This is a genomic window from Chromatiales bacterium (assembly GCA_014323925.1).
Taxonomy (GTDB): domain Bacteria; phylum Pseudomonadota; class Gammaproteobacteria; order Poriferisulfidales; family Oxydemutatoraceae; genus SP5GCR1.
In genome coordinates this window covers 53,872-66,623 of sequence record JACONC010000007.1, presented here as the reverse complement: position 1 = coordinate 66,623, position 12,752 = coordinate 53,872, and the positions used below count along the sequence as shown (strand labels likewise).

Annotated in this window: 11 protein-coding genes; 7 read left to right on the top strand and 4 right to left on the bottom strand. The window is 44.9% G+C overall.

Annotated features, from left to right (window positions below):
- The coding region (locus GDA45_04570) for a tetratricopeptide repeat protein (GenBank protein ID MBC6414191.1) at positions 1-1,456 on the bottom strand (1,456 nt) is incomplete at its 3' end.
- 142 nt (positions 1,457-1,598) lie between these two features.
- Entirely contained in the window at positions 1,599-2,204 is a 606-nt protein-coding gene (locus GDA45_04565) for a hypothetical protein (protein ID MBC6414190.1), read from the bottom strand.
- 331 nt (positions 2,205-2,535) lie between these two features.
- Here GDA45_04565 and GDA45_04560 point away from each other — a divergent pair, with 331 nt between their 5' ends.
- Together GDA45_04560 and GDA45_04555 are read left to right on the top strand one after the other, a co-directional pair.
- Positions 2,536-3,690, top strand: a complete 1,155-nt coding sequence (locus GDA45_04560; protein ID MBC6414189.1) for an ImmA/IrrE family metallo-endopeptidase — start codon at positions 2,536-2,538, stop codon at positions 3,688-3,690.
- Entirely contained in the window at positions 3,687-4,226 is a 540-nt protein-coding gene (locus GDA45_04555; protein ID MBC6414188.1) for a DUF4411 family protein, read from the top strand. Before GDA45_04560 ends, GDA45_04555 begins: the two co-directional genes overlap by 4 nt.
- A gap of 106 nt (positions 4,227-4,332) precedes the next feature.
- Here the strand turns inward: GDA45_04555 and GDA45_04550 are convergent, their stop codons facing one another.
- Positions 4,333-4,719 (bottom strand): 4a-hydroxytetrahydrobiopterin dehydratase, encoded by a 387-nt coding sequence (locus tag GDA45_04550; protein MBC6414187.1) that lies wholly within the window; start codon positions 4,717-4,719, stop codon positions 4,333-4,335.
- 168 nt (positions 4,720-4,887) lie between these two features.
- A complete protein-coding gene (locus GDA45_04545; protein ID MBC6414186.1) occupies positions 4,888-5,430 on the bottom strand; it encodes a porin family protein in 543 nt (180 codons plus the stop codon).
- A gap of 464 nt (positions 5,431-5,894) precedes the next feature.
- Between GDA45_04545 and tkt the strand changes: the two genes are divergently transcribed.
- Genes tkt through GDA45_04520 form a run of 5 tightly spaced genes read left to right on the top strand, consistent with a single transcriptional unit; the run spans position 5,895 to position 12,665 of the window.
- Positions 5,895-7,904 (top strand): transketolase, encoded by a 2,010-nt coding sequence (tkt, locus tag GDA45_04540; protein MBC6414185.1) that lies wholly within the window; start codon positions 5,895-5,897, stop codon positions 7,902-7,904.
- A complete protein-coding gene (gap, locus tag GDA45_04535) occupies positions 7,885-8,910 on the top strand; it encodes a type I glyceraldehyde-3-phosphate dehydrogenase (GenBank protein ID MBC6414184.1) in 1,026 nt (341 codons plus the stop codon). The genes tkt and gap overlap by 20 nt, the downstream gene beginning before the upstream one ends.
- Before the next feature lie 31 nt (positions 8,911-8,941).
- Positions 8,942-10,162: a phosphoglycerate kinase gene (locus GDA45_04530; protein ID MBC6414183.1), complete on the top strand. Its 1,221-nt coding sequence runs from the start codon at positions 8,942-8,944 to the stop codon at positions 10,160-10,162.
- Between the two features lie 2 nt (positions 10,163-10,164).
- Entirely contained in the window at positions 10,165-11,622 is a 1,458-nt protein-coding gene (gene pyk / locus GDA45_04525; protein MBC6414182.1) for a pyruvate kinase, read from the top strand.
- A gap of 32 nt (positions 11,623-11,654) precedes the next feature.
- Positions 11,655-12,665: a fructose-bisphosphate aldolase class I gene (locus GDA45_04520; GenBank protein MBC6414181.1), complete on the top strand. Its 1,011-nt coding sequence runs from the start codon at positions 11,655-11,657 to the stop codon at positions 12,663-12,665.
- Positions 12,666-12,752: the final 87 nt, after the last annotated feature.

Below are 12,752 nucleotides of genomic sequence, written 5' to 3'. Positions count from 1 at the left end.
AATAGTCACCCTGTTCAGCTTTGCTGTTACCTCTGTTGTTGTAAGCAGCTGCGTAATTTGGCTCTAATGCAATAGCTTTGTTGTAGTCTTCAATAGCACTGGAGTAATCGCCACGTGCGGCTTTGCTGTTACCTCGGTTGTGGTAAGCAGATGCATCATTCGGGTCTAATGCAATCGTTTTGTTGTAGTCTTGAATAGCACCTGAGTAGTCGCCCTGTTTTGCTTTGCTGTTACCTTGGTTGTAGTAAGCAGCTGCATTATTCGGATTTAATACAATCGCTTTGTTGTAGTCTTCAATAGCACTGGAGTAATCGCCATGTGCGGCTTTGCTGTTACCTCGGTTGTAGTAAGTAGATGCATCATTCGGATCTAATGCAATCGCTTTGTTGTAGTCTTCAATAGCAGCTGAGTAGTCGCCCTGTTTTGCTTTGCTAAGACCTTTGTTGTTGTAAGTAGCTGCGTCACTTGGGTCTAACGCAATCGCTTTGTTGTAGTCTTCAATAGCACCTGAGTAGTCGTCTTGTTGGGCTTTGCTGTTACCCCGGTTGTTGTAAGCAGATGCATAATTTGGCTCTAATGCAATCGCTTTGTTGTAGTCTTCGATTGCACCCAAGTAATCGCCCTGTCCGGCTTTGCCAGCACCTCGATTGTTGTAAGCAATTGCATAATTTGGATCTAATGCAATAGCTTTATTAAAGTCTTCAATAGCTCCTGAGTAGTCGCCCTGTTTGCCTTTGCTAAGACCCCGGTTGTTGTAAGCAGCTGCGTAATTTGGGTTTAATGTAATCGCTTTGTTATAGTCTTCAATAGCACCGGAGTGATCGCCCTGTTTGCCTTTGCTAAGACCTCGGTTGTTGTAAGCAGCTGAATCATTTTGGTTTAATGCAATCACTTTGTTGTAGTCTTCAATAGCACCGGAGTAGTCGCACTGTTCAGCTTTGCTGTTACCTCGATTGTTGTAAGCAGCTACATTATTCGGATCTAATACAATCGCTTGGTTAAAGTCTTCAATAGCACCCAAGTAGTCGCACTGTTTGGCTTTGCTAAGACCTCGATTGTTGTAAGCAACTGCGTCATTCGGGTCTAATGCAATCGCTTTGCTAAAGTCTTTAATAGTGCCTGAGTAATACTCTTGCTCGAGTTCTCTAATACCTCGATTTTTGTAAGCAGCTACATCATTTGAGTTTAATGCAATCGCTTTGTTGTAGTCTTCAACAGCTCCTGAGTGGTCACCTTTTTTGGCTTTACTATTAGCTTTTTTTAAATGAATAGCTTCAATCTCATCTGTAGTAGACGATGATACTGAGTAAGAATATTCCCATGTATAGGTTTTGCCCTTTTTTTCTACTTCAAATTTTGCTTTGGTTATATCCTTAATCTTAGTTGGGAATTTTATGAGGCTGACAAGCCATTTGATAATAAACTGGCCAATTTTTTTAAGTATTTCCCTCATCATTTATCTCCTACGAAAGCGGTTCCTTTATACAATTCTACTGACCTTCCCTCTTTTTTAGGTCCTCCTTCAAAGAGAGTTTTCATGCTAATTTTTCCGCAAATACACTAGATACTGCCTATTTGATGAGATAAACGCCCCCCCCCTAATCTTCTAGTAGAATTGAGAGAAATTCATTAAATTCGTCTTTTATATGCAAACTCCTGTTCCTTGTCCATGCATGCCCTCCAAGGGGAATAGGAACATTATAATCGAGTGTATAGAATTCATATGGCGACATTTTAATTTTCCCTTTTAGTGACTCCTTATCTACTCCTTTTTGCAAAGCTTTATTTTCCTTAAGTTTTGATAAATGCGAGCGAAAATATGCAAATCTCTTTTTCATTTTATCCAGCTTATTATTTTTACCCTCCAGAAAAGAACTCTTGGCTTTCTTATATTCATCTGAGACTATAACTCTCAGAATTTCAAAAAACACACATACCCATGCTCTTAACAAGGCCTGGTGCCTGTTATCAAGATCTAAATAGGCATGGTGCCTAGCTAAATGGGTCTCATAAGAATCATCAGTTTCTTTTGCCGTTTTTTCTTCCGTTATCATTTCCTCTCTTAATTCCGTTAACATTTGTTCATAAGCGTAGCAGGCAAATATCATACCGGCTAGCCCAGGGAAATTTTCATGGGATACCCTATCGCTTGCTTCACGACATTTTTTCTTTTTATGCGTGAGGTTTTTTGGTGTTGCTGTCATCTAAAAGAAATATGTTACTTTAATTTTTTTACTACGCTCATTGAGCGCAACGAAGTGAGAGGCATTTATTTCAAGATTAATAATGCTAGACCTATAAAGACAACTTGAAATTATGCCTTGCTCATTCCTGTATATCAAATCCGATTAAAGGTTCTATTATATCGTGTCTCAGACGATACCTTAATAATTGCGGTGCTGACAATTGCCGTTCATCCGATGACATGTCCTGCATAGCCGGAGGTGTAGTATGATATATCGCATCCTGAATCCTATTAAATAATCTTATAGACTGGATTTGAGATAACCGTATCAAATAATTGGAAATGCAGTCATGGCTAATAAACGAGTAGAAAACATCAATCCTCATATTCTTCGTTTATGCCGTAAGCAGATAGGATTGAGCATTGAACAGGCACAGAAAAAAGCAGGACTAAAAAGTCTTGCCGATATAGAAGCAGGCAAAAAGTATCCTACCATCATGCAACTTGAAAAAATTGCTGGGCGATATCAGGTGCCGGTATGGGTCTTTTTGAAGGAGGAGTTGCCAGAAAGATATCGCTTCAATAAATCTGTCGCCTTTAGACAATTTCAGAATAGTATCACTAATGATTATGAAGTACGCTCTGTGATAGCACGCGTGGAACGCTTCAGAGAATTATTACTGGAATTAAGAGACGATATGGGAGAACCCGTACAGCCCTTCTCACCACCGCTAATAGGGCGGGACCATAAATCTGCCGCAGAAGTTATCCGCCAATGGCTAGGCTATTCGGAAAAAGCATACTCTCTTGAGGAACGGAAGCAACTCGTTGAGAATAAAAATATTTTTGTTTTCATGACCAGTAAATACCCAGGATGGTCTAAAGTCCGGCCTAGTGTTCAGGGCTTCGCTATATACAATGAATTATTGCCTATTATCGTTATTAATAGTTCTGATGCATATAGAGCGCAATCTTTTACATTATTCCACGAACTGGGACACCTGCTCCATAAGAAGAGTGCTCTAGATGAGCGGATAGAACCAGTTAAGGAAATAGAAACGGACGAGGAAAGATGGTGCAATCAATTCGCCGGTGAAGTGTTGATGCCTGAGTATGATTTCTTAGAGGTTGTAGAGGATTTTGTCAGCGAAGCACCGTTGAATGAACGAATAAAACAAATAGATAAACTTGCCAAGATATTTAAAGTGAGTTCCTACGCTTTCCTAGTTAGGTTGAAATATTTGAATATTATTACCGTCTCGGCATTCAGAGAAATAGAAAAACAGCTAAGCATAAACTATGAAAATAGCCGACGCCAACAAAAAGAAAACAAAATACCTATATCAAGAAATATCGCGAAAGAAGCACTCGCTCAATACGGTAATATTTACACTAAGGCGGTTATACAAACATACCACAATCAGGAGATTGGGTTGCATAAACTCTGTCAATTACTTGGCATTAAAAAAGCAAGGGATGCGCTGAAATTAGAGTCTCTGCTATGAACTACTGCGTAGATGCAAATGTATTCATCACTGTCTGGCATACAACCTATCCTAAAGATATATTCCCCTCTCTATACCCAGAGATGGAAAGCAAACTACTAGGGAAAATAATTTTGATTAAGCCTATTTTCGACGAAATAGAACCCATCCTCCCAGAAAAAGAGCGGAAACTGATTAATGGCCAAATAAGCGATAATGAAAAACAAAAGTTATTGGAAGACCATCCGGTTCGTATATGGTTGAAAAGAGACATGGGCATTAGCGAAACTCCGATTACCAACGAGGTTGAAGAACGGACTTTAGAATTGATGGAGCAATACGAGACCGACGACATATCAAGAGGAGCAAGTCGCCAAGACATTAGTTTAATCGCTTATGCTTCCTTAAATGGTCATACGGTTGTTACTCTTGAGGCTCGGCAAGCCTCAAGTCCGCGGAAAAAATCAAATTATAAAATCCCGTTAATATGTGAAGAGCAAGAAATTGCATGCATAGGGTTTACCGAAATGCTGAAACAATGTGCTATACAAGTATAAAAATTATAAAAACCAACTCTGGTCGCAGGAAAAGACCTAAATACTACCTTCCTTTGCCTGATAACAACGGGTATGTCAGCGCATTCTCCTCAGCTATCTGCGGGCTTCACTTATCGTATTTGATATAGGCAAAGCGGGCATCCGACGGGGTGCCGGTCAGAGAGCTTTCCTCATCGGCAGGTTGCCATTGGATGACATCTTCTATTTTTTTTGCTAGCTCAAAATCTTTATTGGTCACGCCTTTAGCTGCGTGGTTCATTAATTTGACGATGACGAAAGCATAAGAGGCGGTGAGGTCTGGATGGTGGAAGGCTGCTTCGGCTAAATGGCCGACGGTGTTGATGACCATCAAAGTGCTCTTCCAGCTGTGGGTGCGATACTTACGGCGTATCCATCCGTTTTCGTAATACCAATGCGGTAACTCTGCTTTAAGACGCTCTTCTATATCCGCTTCGCTATAGGCTTCTTCGTCTTGGCGTTCTCTCCAACCCATAATAACCTCCTTTGATTAGTGGTTCGGTTTAATAATCACCTATTCTAATATAATTTACAATACATTATACATACATAAAAACATTCGGACATATGCCGAACATCCAATGGAAGCTAGGGCGAGGATCTAATCAGCCTAGTGAATCTAGATACCTGTTAGGTGGATACGCTAAAAATATCTATTGAGACTGATTAGAAAAGCATCTAGTTCGGTTTCCCCTGTTATAATCCAGTCTATTTCTAGCCTGCGCCATTCAGCGCGTAGACCCCATTTAGCTGGTCTATATTCAATGCCTAAACCATACGCAAAATCGGTATCCTCGTCATTAACGCCGACGCCTTCATCGTTCGTGCGAGCTTGCCAAAAGGCATTACCGATTAGAGCAAATAACTTCCAGTTATTCTCAATATAATGGAGACTCAGCGAGGGTATCCAGGCTTCTCCATATATCTTGTCATTGTTAACATTAAATACTTGGTTAAGAGGATCAAATACTCGGTCGCCAGTTGCACTAAAACTAGCTGATTTCATATAAGCTATTTCCAATGATAGATATTCATTAAACTGATGTCCGCCATAGACATAGGTTAAAAATGCATCATCGATGCCGGATTCTTGGATCGACCCTATTCCCCCGCCTAATCCTAAATAGGACTCTGCAGTAGAGATAACCGGGAATACTAAGGCGAGTAGTAATATAATTTTTTTCATTCCATAAACTCCTGTTTGTTGTGCCTAACAGGGTGTCAGGCGATTGCTACAAACACGGATTTATGGTGTCCCCGCTATTTCCTGGACGGTATTATATTCACGGGTCGCCCGACAATGGGCTGAACTCCGTATTTGTAGCATTGGTTATAGTATCAAAAAATAGAGAATATATCTTGCTTATTTTTTAGAAAGAAATGGAAGATGGCTGATAGGTGGAAAAGCACAGGGTCGCCGCGACGGTCTAGGGATATATCAAGGTCGCCCGACCGCCTGCTCCCAACATCGACCTGAACCTGAGTGTTTACATTATTAACATTTGATTAAGATTTGGCAGCAAGCAAGCTGGTATGCTACTGCAACAAACGCAGGATTATTGTATACTATCAAATTAGGACTTTGCCGAAGTTCGCTTTTCACTGCATGATTATTAAATATTGCAAACTTATAACTACCATCTTTAATTGATGCCATCTCGCAAACAACTTGCTAATGCAATTAGAGCACTCAGTATGGATGCCGTGCAAAAAGCGCGCTCCGGGCATCCCGGTATGCCGATGGGTATGGCTGATATCGCCGAAGTGTTATGGAACGATTATCTAAAACACAATCCCAACGATAGCACTTGGTATGACCGCGACCGCTTTATTCTGTCCAACGGCCACGGTTGCATGTTGCATTATGCGCTACTCTACTTAAGTGGCTATCCGCTGAAATTAGAGGAGCTTATACACTTTAGACAATTGGGTTCGGCAACTCCCGGTCATCCTGAGTTCGGCATCACTACTGGTGTCGAAGCCACCACCGGTCCGCTCGGACAAGGGTTGGCGAATGCGGTCGGGATGGCAATCGCCGAGCGCACTATGGCACAACATTTTAATCGCGGCGCATTGGACATCGTCAATCATCACACTTATGTATTCGCCGGCGACGGTTGTATGATGGAGGGTATCTCGCACGAAGCGGCTTCGCTGGCTGGCACCCTGCAACTCGGCAAACTGATTGTGTTTTACGACGACAACGGCATATCTATCGACGGACAGGTGAAGCGATGGTTCAACGACGATACACCCAAGCGCTTTGCGGCTTATGGCTGGCAGGTGATCCCGGAGATAGACGGGCATAATTCGGATGCTATCCGTGCGGCGATTGAAGCGGCACTGGCAAGCCCGCAACCGAGCCTATTATGTTGCCAGACGATTATCGGCTACGGTGCGCCTAAACAAGGCGACGAGGCGGTGCACGGCGCGCCTTTGGGCGATGAGGCGGTAGCACAGGCGCGGCAGAAATTGGATTGGCATCATCCACCTTTTGACATTCCATCTGAGATACGAAATGCTTGGGATGCTAGAGAGCGAGGCAGTCTCAAACAGTCGCAGTGGTTGCAAAAACTTGAGACCTATCAATTGGAACACCCCGAACTAGCAAGCGAGTTTTATCGTCGTATGCGCGGCGAGCTACCGGATAACTGGCATACGCATGCACAGCAATGGATTGAACAAAGCGACCAACAAGAAAAAGCACTCGCCACTCGTGAAGCATCGCGTCAAACCCTAGCATCGTACAGCGAATGCTTGCCTGAATTAATCGGTGGTTCTGCAGATTTAGCCGGGTCAAACGGCACTTTGTGGGAAGGTAGCCAAGCGATAACTTCCAAACAGCATAACGGTAATTACATTTATTTTGGGGTGCGCGAGTTCGCTATGTCGGCAATCGCCAACGGTATATCATTGCACGGCGGCTTTATTCCATTTGTAGCCACTTTCTTGGTGTTCTCAGATTATGCGCGCAACGCGCTGCGCTTAGCGGCGATGATGGAGAGAAGAATCGTCTTTATTTATACCCACGACTCAATAGGTTTGGGCGAAGACGGACCTACACATCAACCCATCGAACACCTGAACAGCCTGCGCCTGATACCAAACTTGGATGTATGGCGGCCTTGCGATTCGGTGGAGACGGCAGTGGCTTGGCAAGCCGCACTAGAAGCTGAGGATCACCCGAGCGCTCTGGTGCTTTCTCGGCAAACACTCGCACACTGCAAGCGTACGCATACGCAGTTGCCGTTGATAGCAAACGGTGCATATTTACTGCATGAAACACCGTCGCCTGTTTTAACCATTATTGCAACCGGTTCTGAGGTGGCTTTAGCCATGCAGGTCTGTGCGCAGCTAAACGATAACAATCATCCAAGTAATTTAGTTTCCATGCCTTGTGCCGAAGTATTTGGACGACAACCACAAAGTTATCGGGATAAGGTATTGCTGCCAGATGTGCCGCGACTGGTGATTGAAGCAGGTAATCGCGATTGGTGGTATCGTTATGTAGATACACACGGCACGGTCATCGGCATTGACTCTTATGGCGCATCGGCACCAGGCAAAGATTTATTTGAACACTTCGGCTTTAGCGTAGAAAAAATCTACGCAACAGCTCTGACTATAATAGGACAACATCATGCCCCCACACTCAGTTAATATTGCGGTCAATGGATACGGACGCATCGGTCGTTGTATCGTGCGCGCCCTGTACGAACTTGACTATACCCGCAATACTCGCCTGGTTGCCATCAATGCAACCACTGATATAGAAACCGTAGCGTATTTAACGCGCCACGATTCAACCCACGGTAAGTTTGCCGCCGATGTCCGCGTCGTTGATGACCAGCACATCGCTATCAACGACGATATAATCCAAGTATATTGCCAGCGCGACCCGGCTAAAATCCCTTGGGGCGAAGTCGCTACAGAAGTGCTCTGTGAATGTACCGGCAAGTTTAAGAGTAACGCCCTAGCACAACCACACCTTGACAATGGCGCAAACAAAGTGCTCATATCGGCACCGGCATCTGGCGATGTCGATGCAACCGTTGTTTATGGCGTGAACACTGACATATTAAAAGCGGAACATTGCGTTGTCTCAAACGCTTCGTGCACAACAAATTGTTTGGCTCCCGTTGCTAAGGTATTGCACGATACTATCGGCATAGAACACGGTCTACTTACCACAGTGCACGCCTATACCAACGACCAAGTGTTAATTGACTCAGCACACAAAGAATTGCGCCGTGCGCGTTCTGCGACGACTTCTATTATCCCAACTAAAACCGGAGCAGCCCAAGCGGTGGGATTGGTGCTGCCGCAATTAGCCGGCAAATTACACGGTTATGCGCTGCGTATTCCGACTCTCAATGTGTCTTTGGTCGACTTGACTTTCACTGCATCTCGCCCAACGACTAAACAAGAAGTCAACCAGGTGATGCAGACTGCAGCGCAGGATAGTATGGCAGGTATCATCGCGTATTGCGATGCGCCATTAGTGTCTTGCGATTTTAATGGTCATACGGCGTCGGCAATTTACGATTCCACTTTAACCCAAGTGATGGAAGGTAACCTGGTCAAAGTATCAGCATGGTACGATAACGAGTGGGCTTATGCGTGCCGTATGATAGATACCAGCCACGCGTTGATGGCGGCGAAATAACCCATTCACAGATTTAGGATAGTCCTCTATGATCGCGCTACGCACCCTTGAACAAGTCCCACTGGCGAACAAACGCGTGATGATGCGCGTTGATATGAATGTTCCTCTACACAATGGTGTGGTGAGTGACGATTTAAGAATTCGTGCCAACCTGCCTGATATACGCACCGCTTTAGAGGCACCGGCGGCGCTGATGCTAGTCTCTCATTTGGGACGGCCTGAAGCAGGTCAAGTGGATAGCGCATTTTCTTTACAGCCGGTTGCAGATCGCCTGTCGGAATTATTGGACAAAGCTGTGCCGGTAGTCACTGATTACCTAAGCGGTGTTGCGGTTGAACCGGGAGAGCTGGTGATGTGCGAGAATATCCGCTTTCAAGCTGGCGAGTTAAGCGACGACGACCAGCTGGCAACCGGCTTAGCTGAGCTTTGCGATGTTTATGTGATGAACGCTTTCGGCTGTGCACACCGCGCCCATGCATCAACGCACCAAGCGCTCGCCCATGCTAAAGTCGCTTGTGTAGGCACATTATTTGCCCAAGAAATAGCCGAAATTAGTAACCTATTAGATAACGATGCGGCAGACTATTCGCCTGACTTACGGCGAGTTGCAATCGTCGGTGGTGCTAAGATAGCAGGCAAGCTCGAGTTATTATCCGTTCTCTCGGAAAAAGTGGATACGCTGATCATAGGGGGTGGTATCGCAAATACTTTTATTGCAGCAATGGGCTACGACATAGGACAATCTTTATACGAAAAAGAGCTTATCTCCTTTGCGATTGATCTGCAGGATAGAATGACAGCAAAAAATAAACAATTATTATTGCCATCCGATGTAATATGTGCCAAAGAATTATCGCAACATGCGCACACAGTGTGCAAAGCTATAGACAACATAGAAAAAGACGAGATGATTTTAGATATTGGGGTGAAAACTCAAGCGACTTATGCCGATGCGATAGCGGCGGCTGATCTTATACTCTGGAACGGGCCGCCCGGTGCGTTTGAATACACACCCTTTGCCGCCGGCACTGGCGCAGTTGCCGACGCTATCCAAAAAACGAACGCGCATATCGTGGTCGGCGGTGGAGATACCTCGGCGGCGATTAAGAAATTTGAACTGCAACACGATAATATGTATATCTCTACCGGCGGTGGTGCTTTTCTACAATTTGTGTCGGGACAAGCATTACCGACATTGACAATGCTGGAAAGCAAAATGCAAAACAATCAAAGCGATGCTGCGGAGAATTAGAGATGACTGAAATTAACCCGAGTAATCATCAATCCAGAACGACCAAGATCATTACGACCTTAGGTCCCTCTACTGACAGCGAGGAAACGATTGTCGAACTGATTGACGCAGGTGTTGATGTCGTGCGCATGAATTTCTCGCACGGCGATGCCGAAGACCACCTGCGGCGTGCACAACTGGTGCGCAAAATTTCGCAGGAAAAGAAATATCATATTGGCATCCTCGGTGATTTGCAGGGTCCTAAAATAAGAATACAACGTTTCGTCAACGGACAGATAGAACTCAAAACCGGGCAACGATTTATATTGGATGCTAATTTAGATGCCAATGCCGGGAACGAGCAACAGGTAGGCGTGAGCTATGCCGAACTCTATAAAGATGTTAAAAAAGGAGATGAATTGTTGCTTGACGATGGGCGCATCACCTTAGAAATAGAAAAGTCAGAGGATTATAAAATCAGCACGATCGTCAAAGTCGGCGGCGTGTTATCCAATAATAAGGGAATTAACCGACGCGGCGGTGGCTTGTCCGCACAAACGATTACCGAAAAAGATAAAAAAGATATTAAACTTGCAACGCAAATAGGTGTTGATTATCTTGCCGTGTCGTTTCCTAAAAGCCCTGAGGATATGCTCTATGCAAAAAAGTTGATGCGACAAGCAGGCAATGACGCCGCGTTGATAGCTAAAATCGAACGCAGCGAAGCACTCGACTGTATAGAAGATATCATGGAGGTCGTAGACGGCGTGATGGTTGCTCGCGGCGATCTCAGTATAGAAATAGGAGATGCATTTTTAACCGCAGTGCAGAAAAAGCTCATCAACAAAGCGCGCGCCCACAACTGTATCGTTATCACCGCAACCGAAATGCTGCAATCTATGATAGACAGCAATGTCCCGACCCGTGCGGAAATATCAGATATTGCAAACGCTGTCTTGGATGGTTCCGATGCACTGATGCTGTCAGCAGAATCAGCCATCGGCAAGCATCCAGCACTGGCAGTCAAAACAATGAGCCGTATATGCCAAGGGGTTGAACAAGGCGGTATAGAACAGCACAACAATGAATATTTACTCAATCAACAAGTGGTTAAATTCGACCAAGCTATCGCACTGTCGGCAATTTATACCGCAACCCACTTAAATGTCTCGGCAATTGCAACGATGACCGAATCAGGTTCTACATCCAAGTGGCTGTCGCGCCTAATCTCTACCATACCTATTTATGCCCTCACCCGCCATGTTGAAACCTGCCGCAAAGTAACGCTTTATCGCGGGGTCTACCCAGTGTTATTAAAAGATGATAAAACCAAAGATCTCAATCTAGAGGTTATCAACGCGTTAAAGCCTTATCATCATTTTGATAAAGATGCGGTGATTATCATTACTAAAGGAGATAAAAAGGGACAACTCGGCGGCACCAATGGTATGAAAATTATTCGCGTCAATAGTGAAAATTGAAAAACTTTTTTAAATTCGTATAATCGCTGCTTATGAATTCAAAAATACTTCAAACAACGGCTCAAGCGATGGTCGCACCAGCAAAGGGGATTTTGGCGATGGACGAGAGCAAGCCGACCTGCGACAAGCGATTTGCAGCATTGGGTATTCCCACGACTGAGGAGAACCGAAAGAGCTACCGCAGTATGTTGGTCACCACCCCGGACATAGAACAACATATCTCCGCTGCTATTTTGTTTGATGAAACCATACGCCAGGAAACTAACGACGGTATCCCTTTTGCCAAACATTTAGAAGCGCGAGGCATCATACCCGGCATCAAAGTAGACCAAGGTGCCAAAGCACTCGCTGGCTACGAAGGCGAGAAAGTCACCGAAGGCTTGGATGGGCTAAGAGAACGACTGCAAGATTATGCCGCTATGGGTGCGCGTTTCGCAAAATGGCGGGCAGTTATCACCATCGGCGGTGATATGCCGTCTGCAGCGTGCATACAGGCAAATGCGCACGCCTTAGCACGCTACGCAGCACTATGCCAAGAGCAAGATATAGTACCAATCGTGGAACCCGAAGTATTGATGGACGGACACCACAGCATTGACGATTGCTATGAAGTGACCGAAAGCACACAGAATGAAGTATTCAGCCAACTACGCATGCAAGGCGTTCAACTCGACGGCATCGTTCTAAAACCTAATATGGTTATATCGGGAAGCGATTGCCCCGACCAAGCCGATGTTTATACGGTTGCCAACCGAACCCTCGCTTGCTTAAAATCTACCGTGCCGGCCATCGTGCCGGGCATCGCTTTTCTATCCGGCGGACAGAGCGACGATAAAGCAACGGCACATCTAGACGCAATCAACAGATTGGCTGATGCCGAAAACGCACCCTGGCGACTCACCTTCTCTTACGGCCGTGCTTTACAGCAACTGGCGATGAAACTGTGGGGAGAGTCGCAAAGCAGTGATGCTCAACAAGCATTTAGAAAACTGGCATACGCAAACGGCAAAGCATCGATCGGCATTTATCAAACTGCTTCCTAAGCTCTCGCTATTGAGGCATAGCGGCTAAGCCTGCTAAGCCTTGTCACATCACAGTTCGGACATGATCGACATTTTAATTGACTCTTC

What these genes read in the sequence shown, in the direction of transcription:
- gap (MBC6414184.1), top strand. Translation starts at nt 7,885, where the DNA reads ATGCCCCCACACTCAGTTAATATTGCGGTCAATGGATACGGACGCATC.
- GDA45_04565 (MBC6414190.1), bottom strand. Translation starts at nt 2,204, where the DNA reads ATGACAGCAACACCAAAAAACCTCACGCATAAAAAGAAAAAATGTCGT.
- GDA45_04520 (MBC6414181.1), top strand. Translation starts at nt 11,655, where the DNA reads ATGAATTCAAAAATACTTCAAACAACGGCTCAAGCGATGGTCGCACCA.
- GDA45_04555 (MBC6414188.1), top strand. Translation starts at nt 3,687, where the DNA reads ATGAACTACTGCGTAGATGCAAATGTATTCATCACTGTCTGGCATACA.
- GDA45_04550 (MBC6414187.1), bottom strand. Translation starts at nt 4,719, where the DNA reads ATGGGTTGGAGAGAACGCCAAGACGAAGAAGCCTATAGCGAAGCGGAT.
- tkt (MBC6414185.1), top strand. Translation starts at nt 5,895, where the DNA reads ATGCCATCTCGCAAACAACTTGCTAATGCAATTAGAGCACTCAGTATG.
- GDA45_04560 (MBC6414189.1), top strand. Translation starts at nt 2,536, where the DNA reads ATGGCTAATAAACGAGTAGAAAACATCAATCCTCATATTCTTCGTTTA.
- pyk (MBC6414182.1), top strand. Translation starts at nt 10,165, where the DNA reads ATGACTGAAATTAACCCGAGTAATCATCAATCCAGAACGACCAAGATC.
- GDA45_04545 (MBC6414186.1), bottom strand. Translation starts at nt 5,430, where the DNA reads ATGAAAAAAATTATATTACTACTCGCCTTAGTATTCCCGGTTATCTCT.